Raw genomic sequence first — 16,602 nt, 5'->3', positions numbered from 1 at the left:
AACCGTGTCTGCCCGCGCCGTATGTCCCATGCTTCGGCGTATCCCGGCCCCCCTTGGTGGCGGCGCCTGAATGCCGAAGACGGAGCGCCAGGCCAGCCTTTGCCGGGATCTGTCGGCTGCCGCCGACAGGCAGCAATGGCTGGTGGCGCTCCAGGCCGTGATGCATGCTTTCGGCTATTCCCATGTGACCCTTCTCAGATTGCCGGGCTTCGGCAACGCCCAGGCCTTGCCGACGGTGGTGGAAAGCAGTCTGCCGGTCTGGGTCGTGAATGCGATGACAAAGAACGGTGCGCTTGGCGATTGCCCGGTCATCAAGCGCGGCGCCTCTTCGATGATGCCGCAATATTGGTCGCTCGATGATGCGGAGCTTGCCTGTGAGACGCTGGCGGAGGCGGGGGCCTCGCTCAGCAGCATAGGCATTACCTCCGGTCTCATGGTGCCGGTCAACGGCATGAACGGATATCGTCATCTGATGAATTTCGCAGGCGACCGCGATGCCCTGTCGCAGGCGTCGCTGAACGAACTGGGCATGATCGCGCTGCATGCGCTCGAAGCCTATGACCGCCTTTGCCGAAGCGGCTTCAAAGGCCCGTCACCGCTGACGAAGCGGGAGCTTGAGGTGGTGCGCTGGACGGCGCAGGGAAAGACGTCAGTGGAAATCGCCGAGCTTCTGTCCATCTCGGAACACACCGTCAACGCCTATCTGAACAACGCCATGCGCAAGCTGGACTGCGTCAACCGCACGCAACTGGTGGCCAAGGCCATACGCCAGCGCCTGATAGATTGAGCCGGCCGCAGGGCCGGCACCGTTAGCGGTCGAGAACCGAGCGGAGCTCCACGAGATTCGAGCGAACCCGCAGAACGTAAAAACCCATGGTGGCGAGATGCGATGGCATGATCCAGCCGCTTTCCTCGCCGTTGGAAATGATCGCCGGCTGGATGCGCAGCGCCGCACGGGTCTGGAGCAGCGTGTCGTTCCACAGATTGGTCAGGTTGCGTTCGCGGATGACCTGCGCGAAGTCCGATCCGGCGGCGGAAAGCACGCCGTAATAGCCATAGAGCTGGCCATAGGCGAACCAGAAACGGTCATCGGCACGGGTATCGAACCAGCCGCCATTATAGTTTTCCGACCGCTCGCGCAGGATGGCCGATGTCGAACCGATATCGCCGGCAATGCGATCGATAAACTGGATGAGGTTGTCGGCGCGGGTATCGAAGACGGCCTTACAGGCGGTCAGTTCGCCATTGAAGGCCTGGAAGCTGCGGATGGCGGCGCGATAATAGCTGGGCGTCGGCGTCTTCGGGCCAAAGGGATCAAGGCCGAAATACCAGGAATATTCGCTGAACTGCATGTTGCCACGCGCTTCCTGGAGATTGTTGTTGATGCCGGAGGTTCCGCGAACGCGGCCGAGCGTATCCACCAGTTCCACAGAGGTGCGACGCACGGCCTGGTTCACGCCGCGCTGGAAGGACGCCTTGTTGTCGAGAAACGGCGTGCTGTCCCAGTCCATGCCGAAAAGGCCGAGGCGATAGAGCAGCATGGAGGAAATCCATGCATTCTGGTTGACGTTGAAATCGGTGAGATCGGCGGCGGCATCGACAATGGCCGAGCGCTGGCACACCGGCGCTGAGGTGTTTGCGGCAGCGCCGGTTGCACCGGCGGGTGCAGCGGGGTTTGCGGCCGGCAATTCCTGTCCGGGCGGCACGGTGCGTTCGGCAAGCTTGTAACGGGAAATGTAATCCGGGTCGAAATTGCTCCAGACCTGCGTTTGCCAGACAAAATATCCGTAGAAGCCGGCAAGGAGAATGAGCACCAGAGCGATCGGGCCCTTTACGATCCAGTTGCGGCCGCTATACCAGCCATGGGCGGCCATGAAAGGCCATAAAAGCCAGGCGACGACGAGACCGGCGGCCCTGCCGATGGCGCTGAAGGCTGCCTGAATCAAAGCGGTGATCCGGTCGATCATGTCGTCATAGTCTCCTCTGCCCGTGGGGCTGGATGCCGCCTGGAAAAGCTGCATCCTCGCCGCGCGTTCCCGGCATTTCATCAAACCGCGGTCATTTACTGCCTTGCAGATATGTCCCGCTCACCCGGGATACAACATGATTGCGAAACTTTTCTCAACCTGTGGTCCGCGCCGGCCGCTCCGGTATTCACAGCAGGCTTAACCGAACATCACCGGCCGCGGACAGTTGAAGATGCGCTTAGAGGCCGAGCCTGGCGATCTCGGCATTCAGCCGGTCGCGTGCCTTTTTCGGCAGTTTGCCATTCTTGAGGGCGTCCAGATTGGCCGGCGCGGCATCACCGACAACGACGAGCGCGACCATGCCCATGCCGAGATGCGGCGTGCATTTGATGACGTAGGCGCCTTCCTTCTCCACCGTCACCTTCACGGCCTCGTTCATTTTACCCTTGAAGTCAGCAGCCCCCTCGGGGATCATTTCCTTGACAGCTGCCGCATCGTGGCCCTTGTCGACGGGGACGAAGGTAATGGTGTCGCCAACGGCCGCCTTGATGCTTGCAGGTTCAAACACCATCGCCTGGCCGTCGCTGCCCTTGTTGAGCATCTTCACCTCGATGTCCGCCGAGAGGGCGGGAAAGGCAAAAAGGCCGGCTGCGATGGCGAGGCCGGTTATGGTGGCAGTTTTGTTGTGCATATCTTTTGCTCCTGGGAGAAAGCACATCCACGCGAATGTGTCTTTGCGGTTCTAGCGCGGGAGCGGGCGGGTCATCCTTGCGAAAAATCAAATGCGGCAACCGGACGCAGGGTCAGAGTGTTTTCGCTTTTCTTCGAATCGAGAAAACGCTCCAACTCTTTGTTAGTCGCACTTCCGGGCGGAAAACCGGGGGCACTTTTCCTGGAAATGCTTTATTCACCCTTGACCGTTTCCACCCAGTGGCGGCGGCAGAAGGAGACATATTTTTCGTTACCGCCGACATCGATCTGCGCGCCTTCCCTGACCACATTGCCTTCATTGTCGAAGCGGGCGACCATCGTCGCCTTGCGGCCGCAATGGCAGATGGTGCGGATTTCGCGAAGCTCGTCGGCAATGGCGAGCAGTTCCCTGGAGGCCGGGAAGAGCTTGCCCTGAAAATCCGTGCGCAGGCCATAGGCCATGACGGGGATGTTCAGCCGATCGGCAATGCCGGCAAGCTGCCAGACGTGGTGTTCCGACAGAAAATTGGCTTCATCGATAAAAACGCAGGCGACCGGCGCTTCGGCGTTCAGGGACGATACTTCGGAAAAAATATCGGTGTTTTCATCGAAGGTGCGGGCGTCGGAAGACAGGCCGATGCGCGAAGCGACGCGGCCGACGCCCGCCCGGTCGTCAAAGGCGGCCGTGAAAATCAGGGTGCGCATGCCACGCTCCTGATAATTATAGGATGCCTGCAGCAGCATGGTCGATTTGCCGGCGTTCATCGCCGCATAATTGAAATAGAGTTTTGCCATCATTCACTCCCGGAGCGCCTTGCAGGGCTGCTCCAACCTCTTCAATCGGCACATCGCGTTCCGCGGAATCGATTCCAGTCTATAAGCCGATGCTGTATTGAGCGTCTTTTGACGGCGAAGAAGCGGGTTGAAAAGTGCCGAGACAGGAAAAACACAGATTTCCGCAACCTGCCATTTCCCGCATCATGGGGTTGAAACCGCCTAATTTGCGCGTTTTGTCGCAAACGGTGCGCCAAAGCACGCAAATGCGCGCGAGTTGATTGTGTCCGGCAGATATTGATAATGGCAAGGGAACGAAAAAACAGGGAGCAAGCGAATGTTTGCAAATAGAAGTCGCTGTCTGGCTTTGGCCGCAGCAATCTCCGTCATGACGTTCAGCGCGGCCGGTGCCGCGGAGCCGGCAAGTTGCGGCACGGTGCGTTTCTCCGATGTGGGCTGGACCGACATCACCGCCACGACGGCGACCGCCACGGTACTCCTGAAAAGCCTTGGTTATGAAACCGACGTCAAGCTTCTCTCGGTGCCCGTGACCTACACTTCGCTGAAGAACAAGGACATCGATGTCTTCCTGGGCAACTGGATGCCGACCATGGAAGGCGACATCGCGCCTTACCGTGCGGACAAGTCGGTTGAAACGCTGCGTGAAAACCTGACGGGTGCGAAATATACGCTTGCGACCAATGCCAAGGGCGCCGAACTCGGCATCAAGGATTTCAAGGACATCGCCGCCCATAGCGCTGATCTCGGCGGCAAGATCTATGGCATCGAGCCGGGCAATGACGGCAATCGCCTGATTCTCGACATGGTGTCCAAGGACAGTTTCGGTCTGAAGTCATTCGAGGTGGTCGAGTCGTCTGAACAGGGGATGCTCTCCCAGGTGGCCCGCGCCGAAAAATCCGGCGAGCCCATCGTCTTCCTCGGCTGGGAACCGCATCCCATGAATGCGAATTTCAAGCTGACCTATCTGACCGGCGGTGACGACGTCTTCGGCCCCAATCTCGGCGGCGCGACGATCCATACCAATGTCCGCAAGGGTTACGTCGAGGAATGCCCGAATGTCGGTGCTTTCCTCAAGAACCTGCAATTTTCCCTGCCCATGGAAAACCAGATCATGGGCAAGATCCTGAATGACGGCCTTGAAGGCGAGGCGGCTGCAACCGCCTGGCTGAAGGCCAATCCGGCGGCGATCGAGCCCTGGCTCGCCAACGTCAAGACCAAGGACGGCAGCGCTGACGCCCTGCCTGCTGCCAAGAAGGCTCTCGGCCTCTAAGCTGCAAGACGATGCATGACTGTATCCGGCCTGCGCGGCGGGCCGGATCAGCGGGAAATAACGATGCCCATGCATGACCTTGCCTGTGAATTTTCAGACATTGAAGGTCATGCGCCAGCACCGCGTCCGGCAGTTCCGCTGCCGGCCGTCATTTCTGCATTGGAGCAATTCCGGTGAAACGGGATGACGATGCTCCGTTTCTTTGTTGTCTGCGCAATTCCGGACGCAAAACCGCTCTGCACTTTTGCCGGAATTGTTTTAGTTCACGAAAGGTCTTTTCTTACCGTGGAATGGCTCAGCGCTCCTGAAAACCGCCTGCCCGTCGGCCGATATGCCAAGGAGGCCATTGACTGGCTGACCGGCAATCTCGCTTTTTTCTTCGATTGGCTTTCCTTCATTTTCCAAAGCGTCATCAATGCCCTGCTTTTCGTTTTGCAGGCGCCGCATCCGCTTGTCATCGTGGCGATCCTGACGGCTCTTTCGGCCTGGACGCGCCGTTCCGTCGGCATGCCGGTCTTCACGGCGCTCGGCCTTCTGCTCATCATCAATCTCGGATACTGGAAGGCGACGACGGAAACGCTGGCGCTGGTCATTGCGGCGAGCGCCGTGTGCATGATCATCGGCATACCGCTCGGCATATTGGCGGCGCGGCGCAAGTGGATCTATGCCGGCATGCGCCCGGTGCTGGACCTGATGCAGACGATCCCAACCTTCGTCTATCTCATTCCGGCGCTGGTGCTGTTCGGTCTTGGCATGGTTCCTGGCCTCATTGCCACCGTCATCTTCGCCATTCCGGCACCCGTGCGGCTCACCCGTCTCGGCATCGTCTCGACGCCGCCGGCGCTGGTGGAGGCGGCCGTCGCCTTCGGTGCCACGCCATCGCAGGTGCTGCGCAAGGTGGAGCTTCCCTTCGCCGCGCCGCAGATCATGGCCGGCCTTACCCAGACGATCATGCTGTCGCTGTCGATGGTGGTCATTTCCGCCCTCGTCGGCGCCAATGGTCTCGGCGTACCCGTGGTGCGCGCCCTGAACACCGTCAACATCGCCATGGGCTTCGAAGCGGGACTGTGCATCGTCATACTGGCGATCGTTCTGGACCGGCTTTTCCGTCTTCCCGGCGCGGAGGATGATCTATGAGCGACGCCATCATCTTCGGAAATGTCGATATCGTCTTCGGCGACCGGCCCGACGCGGCGCTGCCGCTGATCGACAAGGGCAGCACGCGTGACGAGATCAATACCGAAACCGGACTGGTTCTCGGTGTCGCCAATGCTTCGCTCTCGGTCAGCGAGGGCGAGATACTCGTGCTGATGGGGCTTTCCGGCTCGGGCAAGTCGACCCTGCTCAGGGCCGTCAACGGGCTTGCGCCGGTGGTGCGCGGCAATGTCGGCGTGAAGACCAAGTCAGGCTATGTCGATCCCTATCGCTCGACGGCGAAAGCGCTGCGCGACCTGCGCATGCACACGGTCTCCATGGTCTTCCAGCAATTCGGCCTTCTGCCCTGGCGCAATGTGGCCGACAATGTCGGTTTCGGGCTTGAGCTTTCCGGCGTGCCGGAAGCCGAGCGCAAGCGCATGGTGGCCGAGCAGCTGGAACTGGTGAACCTGTCCGCCTGGGCCGACCGCAAGGTGGGGGAGCTCTCCGGCGGCATGCAGCAACGTGTGGGGCTGGCGAGAGCCTTTGCCACCGGCGCGCCCATTCTTTTGATGGACGAGCCGTTCTCCGCGCTCGACCCGCTCATCAGAAGCCGCCTGCAGGACGAGCTTCTGGAGTTTCAAAGCCGGCTGAAGAAGACCATTCTCTTCGTCAGCCACGATCTGGACGAGGCATTCCGCATCGGCAACCGCATCGCCATGATGGAAGGCGGGCGCATCATCCAGTGCGGCACACCGCAGCAGATCGTCAGGCAGCCCGCCACGCAATATGTCGCGGATTTCGTGCAGAACATGAATCCGATCTCGATGCTGACCGCGGCCGACGTGATGAAGCCGGGTGTGGATGAGCGAAACGGCCGGCTGAATGTGGCTGCCACTGCCCGCCCGTCATCGCCGCTGATCGACATTCTCGATGCACTTGCGAAACATTCCGGCGCAATCGGCATCGTCGATAACGGTGCTATCGTCGGCACGATTTCAGCCGATGAAGTTGTGGCCGGACTGACCCGTCACCGCAAAAAATAATACTGCATCCTGCCTGAAACACAAAAAGGGCCTTCCACAACGGAAGGCCCTTTTTTTTGTTTCAGGCGTTTCTTGCTGCGCAAGCTATACCTTCCCACAGTAGCAAAGAATATTTTTATCGGCATAAGTTATGCATTAAAATAATTGCTAATAAAAATCATATTGCAAACTTAGAGAAAATTGCGCAAAGTTAATCTAGATTCTGTTGCTCGCTGCTAAATTTAAGGTGGTAAAAGATTGTGGCCTTAAAATCCGGCATTGGGAATCAAGATTTCGACGCTCAACTTTTGATCGTTTGTTGCTTATAAATACTGCCGCTAATACATATCTTTATTGCTGAATTGACAAAAAACAGGCAAAAAGCTGATAATTTGGTCACAGTGTCTTAAGTAAATAACCAGTGAAGAATAGTCTTTGAAAGGGACACGATATAAGCAAGATTTAGGTATATACAACGTATCAACCGAATTATAAAAACATCTTTTGGAACACCTATAATAGCCACCATGACCGTCTTTTTGACTGTCATCAGGAGACTTGAGCGTATGGATAACCAATCTCTGTCGGAACATAGCATCGCCGCTGCAGACTTGCTCTCAGCGATGGCGAATCCCAAGCGCCTGATGATCTTATGTACGCTGGTGGATACGGAAGTGCCGGTCGGTGTTCTCGCCTCACAGGTTGGTCTCAGCCAGTCCGCTCTCTCGCAGCATCTTTCGAAATTGCGTGCGCAGCGGCTGGTAAAGACACGACGGGACGCGCAGACCATTTATTATTCCAGCAATTCCGAATCCGTCAAAAAGATCCTCGCTTCACTCGAGGAAATTTATTGCCAGGCGCAGAAGAGCAGCAAGACCGCCGCCTGATCCCACGGCCATAATTATAAGGCCCGGCGGCCCCAATCCGTTGAAACCGGCGCACGACGCCGGTTTTTCGTTTTCTGGCCCATCGTCCATTTTGATTGGTAAAAACGACCGGGTGAACAGATCGTGCCAGGGACGGTCTTCAGGGTTGTGACGCCGCCAATATCTGCTGCTTGAGCCGGCTTGCCGCCGCTGCATAACCGCCGTCTGCGCCGTCCACGAAATGCATGTGGTCCTTCGACAGCGGGGAAGGCACGATACAGGTCATCAAGGCGGCGTCCTGTTCGTGCAGGCCGAAATAACAGGTTCCGGAGATACGCCCCGATTCCAGCCGCGCGCGGATTTTTTCGAGCCTGATGACGTCTATATCCACCGTCATCTTCAGGCCGTCATCGAATTTCCTGAAATCGGTGTTGCTGGCGACCGAGCGCCTGTAACGATCCGCATTAAATCGTCCGAGCGACAGTCCCGTCAAACCGAGGAGATTGACGAGAAAGCTTTCGCCGAGGATGCGGAGCGAACGGCGTAGCTTGCCCCAGCTATCGCGATATGCTGCCCCGGCCCGGGCTTCGAGGCCGAGCCCCTCCCGCACGAAGCCGAGTTTCGGCCCGTCCTCCGGTACGGGGTGGCCATGTCTTGCATCCTGTTCCGCCAGATCGACAAGATCGATGACGAGCTGGCGGAATGCCGGCATATCCCGTGAGGGACCGGGCACGGCGATGACCGACACCACCTTGCCATGGGTTGCCGGAATGGGGTTCCAGCGGCACGAAAGCCCGGTCAGGTCGGGCCGCCCGCCTGCCGTTGCTGCGGGGAGAGCATATTGCCCCTCCTTCATCCGCGCTTCCGCCCAGCTGTTGCCGCCGCCCGAAAACATCGCATAGGACACATCCTCGCTCGCCTGGAAGCGGGCGACCCTGATATCGAAGCCGTTGTCGCGGATATCCTCTATCGGCACCAGCGCCACACGCATTGCGAGGCTGAGGTCGTCCTTGACCCAGCGCTGCACGTTGGAAAGCGCGATGCCCGCAACGGATAGCCCGTCTGGCGGCACGGCGACGGCGGCGCCATCGCCGCCGAAAACGAAGGGCAGGTCGTGGCGCCCGAGGCTGTTGGAGATGCTGGAAATGACGGCGGCGCCGGCCATGTTGACGGCCTTGTATCTGCCGGTGCCGATTGCGGAGGTCGAATCGATGATGTCGGCAATGGCCAGCCCCCATCCCGGCGGCAGGGCGCGATAAAGCGCCGGGTCGGCCACGTCCTCAAAATGCTGGAAGACGGGCAGGCCCGTCAGAAATTCGTCGTCTACTGCGATCATGGCGTATTATCCCCGAGCCGTGGCCAAACGCAAAGGATTTACGCTGTCCCTCATTCGTTTCGATGACGCGATCATGGCAAGCTTCGCGATTGATTTACCGCGAATAGACCTTATCCAGCAAAGGTGACTTGCATAAATCATCAAACCTTCCGTATGAGTTGAGTTGAAGGCTCGGAATTCAAACATGGAACGGGTTTTCGCCGGGAGGCGTCCGATAAGTTTCACTCGGTCGACGCCCAAGGCGCTCATCGGGTCCGCGACCCCCTATCCAAGGAGACACCAGGATGAAACTGAAGACATTGACCAGCGTGACGCTCGCAGCGTCCTTCGCATTCGCACCACTTGCCCATGCCGAAATCGTCATCGGCCTGATTGCGCCCCTGACCGGTCCTGTCGCCGCCTATGGCGACCAGGTCAAGAACGGCGCTCAGACGGCAGTCAATGAAATCAACAAGAAGGGCGGCATTCTCGGAGAACAGGTTGTTCTGAAGCTCGCCGATGACGGCGGTGAGCCGAAGCAGGGCGTTTCCGCAGCCAACCAGCTCGTCGCCGAAGGCATCCACTTCGTGGTCGGCCCGGTCACATCCGGCGTCGCCATCCCGGCATCGGATGTCTTTGCTGAAAACGGCGTCCTGATGATCACGCCGACGGCGACCGCGCCGGGCCTGACGAACCGTGGCCTTGCCAATGTTTTCCGTACCTGCGGCCGTGACGACCAGCAGGCAGAGGTTGCAGCGAAATACGTGCTTGGCAACCTCAAGGATAAGAAGATCGCCATCATTCACGACAAGGGCGCTTACGGCAAGGGTCTGGCGGATGCCTTCAAGACGACGCTGAATGCCGGCGGCGTTACCGAAGTTCTCTATGATGCCCTGACGCCCGGCGAAAAGGACCTCGGCGCGCTGACGGCCCGCCTGAAGTCTGAAAATGTCGACATCGTCTATTTCGGCGGTTACCACCCGGAAGCCGGTCTTCTTGTGCGTCAGCTGAACGATATCGGCGCCAAGGCTGCCGTTATCGGCGGTGACGGCCTCTCGAACAGCGAGTTCTGGAACATCGGCTCGAAGGCCGGCGAAGGCACGATCTTCACCAATGCTTCCGACGCGCTGAAGAATGACGATTCCAAGGCCGCCGCCGAGGCGCTGAAGGCCGCCAACATTCCGGCGGAAGCCTTCACCCTCAACGCCTATGCCGCCGTCGAAGTGCTCAAAGCAGGCATTGAGAAGGCTGGCAGCGCCAAGGATTCCGAAGCGGTCGCCACGGCTCTGAAGAGCGGCGATGCTTTCGCAACCGCAATCGGCAAGGTCACCTATGGCGAAAACGGCGACCTGACGTCGCAGGCCTTCTCGCTCTACAAGTGGCAGGACGGCAAGATCGTCGCAGCCGAATAAGGCGATAAGTACCGGCCGCACCCGCTGCGGCCGGTACCGTTTCCAAACGTCTGGAAAAGGGAATGCAGAATGGGCAACGATCTTAATGCCCCGGATGTGAGCGCCTCGGGCGCGGAAGACCTTCCGGACATCGGCTTCCGCCAGATATTCCCGATCATCAGAATTTTCGATGAAGCCAAGGCGCGGGAATTCTACGTTGATTTTCTCGGCTTCCAGATCGACTGGGAACATCGTTTCGGCGAAAACTTTCCGCTCTATATGCAGGTTTCCCGGGCCGGAATGGGGCTTCACCTCAGCGGTCATCACGGCGATGCGACGCCGGGCTCCAACGTCTTCGTCACCATGCGGGGCGTCCACGCCTTTCAGCAGGAACTGGCGGGCAAGGATTATCGCTTCCTGAAGCCGGGGGTTGAGGCATTGCCCTGGGGCGAGATGATGGAAGTCATCGACCCGTTCGGCAACCGAATCCGTTTCTGCGAACAGAAAAGCGAGGCGTGACAGCCTTGGCGCGGCCTTGAGGGTCTTGACCTCGGCTGCGGTTTGAACGATAGAAAACGCAAATAGCGAACCGCGCGCACGGGAAACCCGTGCGCGCGGTTCGTGCGTTTTGGCAGTCGGTTCTGCAATTCGTTCGCATCCGCACGGGGGCAAAAAATGAACAGTGAAGGCAATGCACTGGTAAGGAAGCTCGCATTCTGGGGCATTCCGCTTTCTTTCGGCGTGCTGGGTCTCAAGCTAGTGGCCTGGTGGGTCACGGGGTCGGTGGCGCTTCTGTCTGACGGTCTGGAATCGACCGTTAATGTAGTCGCGGCCTTCATTGCCTATTTCGTCATTCGTTATGCGCAGAAGCCTGCCGATGACGATCACCAGTTCGGCCACCACAAGGCGGAATATATTTCCGCCGTGGTGGAAGGCGTGCTGATCGTCGTTGCCGCACTGCTGATCGTGCAGGAGGCCTGGGGCGGTCTGTTCAACCCGAGGCTGCCGGAGGCTCCGGTTCTGGGTCTTGCCATCAACGCGTTTGCAGCCGTCATCAATGCGGTATGGGCAACGACCCTGATCCGCGTCGGCAGAAAATATGCCTCGCCGGCGCTTGCCGCTGATGGCCACCACATCATGTCCGACGTCGTGACCTCGGCGGGTGTTCTCGTCGGTCTTATTCTGGCTCTGGTAACGGGTTATGCCATTCTCGATCCGCTGCTCGCCATTCTGGTGGCCATCAACATCCTGTTTCAGGGATCGAAGGTCATTCTGCATTCGCTTGGCGGGCTGATGGACCGTGCGGTGGAGCCGGAAGAGGACGAGGCGATCAAGAAGGCCATCGCCGAACATTCCGGCGGCGTCATTGGCGTACATGACCTCAGGACGCGCCGCGCCGGCGCGGCCGCCTTCATCGATTTTCACGTCGTTGTCCCCGCAACGATGACGGTGCGGGCGGCGCATGATATTTGCGACCGCCTTGAAGATGCCATAAGGGACGTCATACCGGGCGCAAGCCTTGCCATTCACGTCGAGCCGGAAGGCGAAAAGGCGCATGGCGTCAAAGTGATTGTTTGAATAGTCAGGAGTTTTCCATGTCCGTGACGGATGTTTCCGGCCTGTCGCAGCTGGGCACGAAGGTCGATACGCCAGAGAGCCCGGAAAAGGCCATTCTCGAAAAGGTGCCGAACGGCAATGCCGGCACCGATTACGTGGTGCGTTTCACCGCGCCCGAATTCACCTCGCTTTGCCCGATGACCGGCCAGCCGGATTTCGCCCATATCGTCATCGACTATATTCCGGGTGATTTCCTGGTGGAATCCAAGTCGCTGAAGCTGTTCCTGCAATCCTTCCGCAATCACGGCGCTTTCCACGAGGATTGCTCCGTCTATATCGCCAAGCGGCTTGTGGACCTGTTGCAGCCGAAATGGCTGAGGATCGGCGCCTACTGGTATCCGCGCGGCGGCATTCCGATCGACGTTTTCTGGCAGACCGGAGCGGCGCCCGAAGGCGTGTGGCTGCCGGATCAGGGTGTTGCGCCCTATCGCGGTCGCGGCTGATCCGGCTGTTTAAAGTCACGAAGATTCAGGCGAACGAACCGTCGTCGCCTGAATCGGAATCCACGTCGTCAGTGCTGTCATCGTAGTCGGCCTGCTGGATATCGTCATCGTCGTTATTCTGCGGGTTGTTGCTGTCGCCGTAGTAATTGTTGATGACGGTTTCCTCGACGGGGGCGTTGCCGGCGGCAGTCCCGCCGCCGAAGGGCGACCCCAGGCCGAGTGACGACATGTGGCTGCCGAAAATTCCGCTCAGCGAATTGGCAAGCAGCATGCCGCCAGCGACGCCGGCGGCGGTGCCGAGCGCGCCCTGCAAAAAGCCGCCGCCTGAACGGCCGACTGCGCCGGGCTGCTGGCTCCAGGGGCCGCCGGGTTGCTGTTGACCGGCTGGCGATCCCCAGGGACCGGCTGTCTGGCCGGCGGTGTCGTTACGCCAGGATGTCTGTGGGGCAGGGGCGGGCGTCGGTGCAGGCGGCTGCGGCTGGCCGGTGCCGAAGATGGAACTCAGAAAACCGCCCTGAGCGGCCGCCTGCGGGGCGGCATTGCCGCTTTCCAGCGCGTGGATACGGTCTTCGAGCTGCTTGATATGGGCTGCTGCCGCTTCGAGACCCTTTTCCTGAACGATCACCGCCTGGGCGAGATAATAGGGGGCTGCGGGCTGATCGCGCACGGCGTCTGCGATCAATGTTTCCGCCTCGCGGTCACGCGGGGTGGCGGATGCGGTTCTGGTCCTGTCGAACAGGGCCTTGAGAAGCTGGCTTTCTTCCGGTGACATATGATGCCTCCTTACCGTGAAGCGAAAATCCACGATAAGGAGGTAGGCCTCAATTCCGGCTTTTCAAAGCGGTCCGAATTTTAAATTTCGGTAATGATCGTCAGCCGCCGAAGGCGAGCGACAGGCCCGCTATCGCCGTCAACGCGCCGACGGTGCGGCTTGCGACTGTGCCGAAACGCGCAATGCCGAGGCCGAGTGCAATACCGGCCGCATGCAGGATGGCTGTCGCGATCATGAAGCCGATGCCGAATTGCCATGCGCCGGCGCTGCCGAGTTCACCGCCATGGGCGTGGCCGTGGAAAAGGGCGAAAGCGCCGACCACCGCAGCAGCGGCGGCCGTCGGAAGCCTTGCCGCCATGGCAACCAGCAGGCCGAGGCCGATGACGGAGGCGAGAATGGCAGGTTCGACGAAGGGAAGTTCGATGCCGTAGACCGCCATCAGGAAGCCGGCGGCCATGGTGCCGACGAAGGCGGAAGGCACGATCCACAATGCCTTGCGGTCGTTCTGCGCCACGGCGATCTGCGAGGCCCAGATGCCGACGGCCACCATCGCCAGAATGTGGTCCGCACCAAAGAAGGGGTGGGAAACACCGGCCATGAAGGAACCGTGTTCTTCCGGGTTCAGATGGGCGAAAGCGGGCAGGGTGGTAATGCCCAGTGCGGCGGCAGTGAGGCTTAGTCTTTTCAGCATGGTTCCCTCTTTTGATTGTCGCCGCCGGCATGGGAATCTTGGGGTTTCCAGCAACAGCGGCACTGCAACGAGGGGCCGACGATATCGCGAATGGCGAGAGGCTGTCCATGCGTCATCTGCCGGGGGTAATGTTTATTGTTCAGGCGCAAACCTTGCCTTTTTCTCTCATTGCCTTACGTAACAAGTCGCACTATGTCCGAAGGGCATGCACGAATTACGCTGGAGAGAGCCGTTGATGAACGAAGACGAAGACGACAAGAGCAAGGAACTGCCGATCGGCAAGGAAACGGAAGCGAATCTTTTCAAGTCGCGTTCGATCTTCATCTATGGTGGCATCACGCAGGAACTGGCGCAGAAGGTCTGCACGCAGCTCGTGGCCCTTGCCGCCGCCAGCGACGACGACATTCGCGTTTACGTCAATTCGCCGGGCGGCCATGTCGAATCGGGTGATTCCATCCATGACATGATCAATTTCATCAAGCCGAAGGTCTATATCATCGGCACGGGCTGGGTCGCCTCTGCCGGCGCGCTGATCTATGTATCGGTGCCGAAGGAACGCCGCCTTTGCCTGCCGAACACCCGCTTCCTGCTGCACCAACCCTCCGGCGGTACGCGCGGCATGGCATCCGACATCGAAATCCAGGCTCGCGAAATCATCAAGATGAACCAGCGCCTGATCAAGATCTTCTCCAAGGCCACCGGCCAGAGCGAAGAAAAGATCGCCAAGGATATCGACCGCGACTACTGGCTGGGCGCGGAAGAAGCCAAGGATTATGGCCTCGTCGGCAAGATCGTCGAAAGCCAGTCGGAACTTTAAGTTTCTGACTTTCCGTTGAAAAAGCCCGTGCCGGTGAGAACCGGCGCGGGCTTTTTCCATTCAGGCTAGAGCATTTCCAGTAAAAGCGGGATCGCTTTTACGTCAGGACAATGCGTAAAAACAAAGAGACAGATTGTTTTCGCGTTTCGGAGAAAAGCGGAAATGCTCTGGTGTCATTTCATGGTGTCACAGGCCTTCATCATGTCGGCCTTTTTCATCTTGTCCATTTCCATGCCGGCCTTGTGCATGCAGTCCTTCTTGCTGGCCATGGACATGCCGTCCTTTTTCATCGTCTCCGTCTTCATGGTGTCGCTGTGCATGGTATCCTTCTTCATCGCATCGGTTTTCATGCTGTCGGCTTGGGCAATGCCTGCGAAAGACAGTGCTGACAGCATCGAGGCGGTGGCGATGGCGGCAAAAATGCGGGTCATGAAGGGTCTCCTCTGGACGTCGTTTTATGTCCGCCGGCATTGTGCCGGGGCTCACTCTTGTCCATTCGGTCGGGAGTGGCCCATCGTTACAGCTTCACGCGCTTGTGACGAGATATTCGGGCGAGATTTTTTTCAAACCATTATGTAACAATATCCTGCGGACTGCGAATAACCTGATAGTGACGATGACAGGCAGCCTTTCGGAAGAAACATTAAAAATGCTGATGCTGCGTTCCCTTGACGGGGACGAAGGCGCCTACAGGCATTTGCTTCATGCCCTTCGCAGGCTGCTGATCGCCTATTACGGACGCCGCATGGCGTCCTCCTCCAGAGGTGATCTGGAGGATCTTGTGCAGGAGACGCTGTTATCGCTCCACGCCAAGCGGGAGACCTACGACCGTGCGCGACCCTTTACGGCGTGGTTTTTTTCGATAGCGCGCTACAAGCTCATCGACCACTATCGGGGCAGGGGCGCGCGCAGGCTGGCGGAAGTCGAGCTGGATGAGACGCTGGAGGCGGAATCGTCTGTCGACGCGGTCACGGCGCGCATGGATGTCGAGCGGTTGCTCGATGATTTGCCGGAGCGGCAACGCGACCTCATTCGACGGGTAAAACTCGAAGGTCAGTCAATCGCCGAAGCGGCAGAGAAATCCGGCCAGACCGAGCTTGCAGCGAGGGTCGGCATTCACAGGACATTGAAAATCCTGGCGGCAAAGTTGCGGGGAGACACGTGAGAAAGACGGATGACATCATTGACCGACTGGCGGGTGATCTGAAGCCTGTCCCCGCTTTTGCGCTGGAGCGCAGGCTGACGCTTGCCGTCCTGGCGGGGATTGTCGTTTCGCTGCTGCTGCTGCTCTTCATTCTCGGGATGCGCGGCGATATGGGCGGTGCGATGACCGAAGTGGGTTTCTGGATCAAGTCCGCCTATAATGCCTTGCTGGCCGTGGCTGCTTTTTTTGCTGTCAGACGTCTTGCCCGGCCCGATGGCGAGAGCGGCCGTCTTTTCGTGTGGCTTGCGGTGATTTTCGTTGCAATGGCGGCGATAGCGCTCGTTCAGCTGGGGTTCGCCTTGCCGGGCAATTACGGTGCCCTGATCATGGGATCGTCGGCGCTGCATTGCCCGTTTCTGATCATTGCTTTTGCGCTTCCCATCTTTCTGGCGAATTTTTCGGTTCTCAAGCGTTCCGCGCCCGCCGATCCGACACTTGCGGGTTTTGTCGCAGGCATCGCGGCAGGTGCGGCGGGAGCCTGGGTCTATTCGTGGTTCTGCACCGAAAACGGCATGGCATTCGTGCTGATCTGGTATTCGCTCGGCATTCTCTTGACCGGCTTTATCGGCGCTTTTGCCGGCGCACGCCTTCTGCGCTGGTAAAGA

At 59.0% G+C, this 16,602-nt stretch carries 19 protein-coding genes; 12 read left to right on the top strand and 7 right to left on the bottom strand.

Annotation, left to right across the window (positions count from 1 at the left end; all coding sequences use genetic code 11):
- The first annotated feature begins 70 nt into the window (after window positions 1–70).
- Entirely contained in the window at window positions 71–787 is a 717-nt protein-coding gene (locus FY152_09650; protein ID UXS32338.1) for a LuxR family transcriptional regulator, read from the top strand.
- A gap of 22 nt (window positions 788–809) precedes the next feature.
- Here FY152_09650 and FY152_09645 read toward each other — a convergent pair whose 3' ends face one another.
- From FY152_09645 to FY152_09635, 3 genes are all read right to left on the bottom strand, one after another.
- Window positions 810–1,967 carry a DUF2333 family protein gene (locus FY152_09645; GenBank protein ID UXS33258.1) on the bottom strand — a complete coding sequence of 386 codons (1,158 nt, stop codon included), beginning with the start codon at window positions 1,965–1,967 and terminating at the stop codon, window positions 810–812.
- A 238-nt stretch (window positions 1,968–2,205) separates the two neighbouring features.
- Window positions 2,206–2,658: a pseudoazurin gene (locus FY152_09640; protein ID UXS32337.1), complete on the bottom strand. Its 453-nt coding sequence runs from the start codon at window positions 2,656–2,658 to the stop codon at window positions 2,206–2,208.
- Window positions 2,659–2,870: 212 nt separating this feature from the next.
- A complete protein-coding gene (locus FY152_09635) occupies window positions 2,871–3,452 on the bottom strand; it encodes a thymidine kinase (GenBank protein UXS32336.1) in 582 nt (193 codons plus the stop codon).
- Between the two features lie 316 nt (window positions 3,453–3,768).
- Here FY152_09635 and FY152_09630 point away from each other — a divergent pair, with 316 nt between their 5' ends.
- From FY152_09630 to FY152_09615, 4 genes are all read left to right on the top strand, one after another.
- A complete protein-coding gene (locus FY152_09630; protein UXS32335.1) occupies window positions 3,769–4,722 on the top strand; it encodes a choline ABC transporter substrate-binding protein in 954 nt (317 codons plus the stop codon).
- A gap of 285 nt (window positions 4,723–5,007) precedes the next feature.
- On the top strand, window positions 5,008–5,859 hold the full coding sequence (choW, locus tag FY152_09625) for a choline ABC transporter permease subunit (GenBank protein ID UXS32334.1): 852 nt from the start codon (window positions 5,008–5,010) through the stop codon (window positions 5,857–5,859).
- A complete protein-coding gene (choV, locus tag FY152_09620) occupies window positions 5,856–6,902 on the top strand; it encodes a choline ABC transporter ATP-binding protein (protein ID UXS32333.1) in 1,047 nt (348 codons plus the stop codon). The genes choW and choV overlap by 4 nt, the downstream gene beginning before the upstream one ends.
- A gap of 545 nt (window positions 6,903–7,447) precedes the next feature.
- Window positions 7,448–7,768 carry a helix-turn-helix transcriptional regulator gene (locus FY152_09615; protein ID UXS33257.1) on the top strand — a complete coding sequence of 107 codons (321 nt, stop codon included), beginning with the start codon at window positions 7,448–7,450 and terminating at the stop codon, window positions 7,766–7,768.
- 139 nt (window positions 7,769–7,907) lie between these two features.
- On the opposite strand, the gene FY152_09610 is transcribed toward FY152_09615, so the two are convergent.
- Window positions 7,908–9,083 carry a DUF3095 domain-containing protein gene (locus FY152_09610; protein ID UXS32332.1) on the bottom strand — a complete coding sequence of 392 codons (1,176 nt, stop codon included), beginning with the start codon at window positions 9,081–9,083 and terminating at the stop codon, window positions 7,908–7,910.
- 284 nt (window positions 9,084–9,367) lie between these two features.
- On the opposite strand from FY152_09610, the gene FY152_09605 reads away from it, so the two are divergent.
- The 4 genes from FY152_09605 (at window position 9,368) to queF (ending at window position 12,513) form a co-directional block, all read left to right on the top strand.
- Window positions 9,368–10,474: a branched-chain amino acid ABC transporter substrate-binding protein gene (locus FY152_09605; protein UXS32331.1), complete on the top strand. Its 1,107-nt coding sequence runs from the start codon at window positions 9,368–9,370 to the stop codon at window positions 10,472–10,474.
- Between the two features lie 69 nt (window positions 10,475–10,543).
- The gene (locus FY152_09600) at window positions 10,544–10,972 is read left to right on the top strand and encodes a VOC family protein (GenBank protein ID UXS32330.1); all 429 of its coding nucleotides are present in this window, start codon (window positions 10,544–10,546) and stop codon (window positions 10,970–10,972) included.
- 156 nt (window positions 10,973–11,128) lie between these two features.
- Window positions 11,129–12,031 carry a cation transporter gene (locus FY152_09595; GenBank protein ID UXS32329.1) on the top strand — a complete coding sequence of 301 codons (903 nt, stop codon included), beginning with the start codon at window positions 11,129–11,131 and terminating at the stop codon, window positions 12,029–12,031.
- 17 nt (window positions 12,032–12,048) lie between these two features.
- Window positions 12,049–12,513 carry an NADPH-dependent 7-cyano-7-deazaguanine reductase QueF gene (queF, locus tag FY152_09590; GenBank protein UXS32328.1) on the top strand — a complete coding sequence of 155 codons (465 nt, stop codon included), beginning with the start codon at window positions 12,049–12,051 and terminating at the stop codon, window positions 12,511–12,513.
- Window positions 12,514–12,538: 25 nt separating this feature from the next.
- On the opposite strand, the gene FY152_09585 is transcribed toward queF, so the two are convergent.
- A complete protein-coding gene (locus FY152_09585) occupies window positions 12,539–13,285 on the bottom strand; it encodes a DUF2076 domain-containing protein (protein UXS32327.1) in 747 nt (248 codons plus the stop codon).
- A 100-nt stretch (window positions 13,286–13,385) separates the two neighbouring features.
- A complete protein-coding gene (locus FY152_09580) occupies window positions 13,386–13,976 on the bottom strand; it encodes a protein hupE (protein UXS32326.1) in 591 nt (196 codons plus the stop codon).
- 235 nt (window positions 13,977–14,211) lie between these two features.
- On the opposite strand from FY152_09580, the gene FY152_09575 reads away from it, so the two are divergent.
- On the top strand, window positions 14,212–14,793 hold the full coding sequence (locus FY152_09575) for an ATP-dependent Clp protease proteolytic subunit (protein ID UXS32325.1): 582 nt from the start codon (window positions 14,212–14,214) through the stop codon (window positions 14,791–14,793).
- 173 nt (window positions 14,794–14,966) lie between these two features.
- On the opposite strand, the gene FY152_09570 is transcribed toward FY152_09575, so the two are convergent.
- Window positions 14,967–15,224 carry a pentapeptide MXKDX repeat protein gene (locus FY152_09570; GenBank protein ID UXS32324.1) on the bottom strand — a complete coding sequence of 86 codons (258 nt, stop codon included), beginning with the start codon at window positions 15,222–15,224 and terminating at the stop codon, window positions 14,967–14,969.
- A gap of 185 nt (window positions 15,225–15,409) precedes the next feature.
- Here FY152_09570 and FY152_09565 point away from each other — a divergent pair, with 185 nt between their 5' ends.
- On the top strand, window positions 15,410–15,958 hold the full coding sequence (locus FY152_09565) for a sigma-70 family RNA polymerase sigma factor (protein ID UXS32323.1): 549 nt from the start codon (window positions 15,410–15,412) through the stop codon (window positions 15,956–15,958).
- Window positions 15,955–16,599: a DUF1109 family protein gene (locus tag FY152_09560; GenBank protein UXS32322.1), complete on the top strand. Its 645-nt coding sequence runs from the start codon at window positions 15,955–15,957 to the stop codon at window positions 16,597–16,599. The genes FY152_09565 and FY152_09560 overlap by 4 nt, the downstream gene beginning before the upstream one ends.
- Window positions 16,600–16,602 lie beyond the last annotated feature (3 nt).

The sequence above is a fragment of the Agrobacterium tumefaciens genome (genome assembly GCA_025560025.1).
GTDB lineage: Bacteria > Pseudomonadota > Alphaproteobacteria > Rhizobiales > Rhizobiaceae > Agrobacterium.
This window is presented reverse-complemented; position numbering and strand designations above follow the sequence as displayed.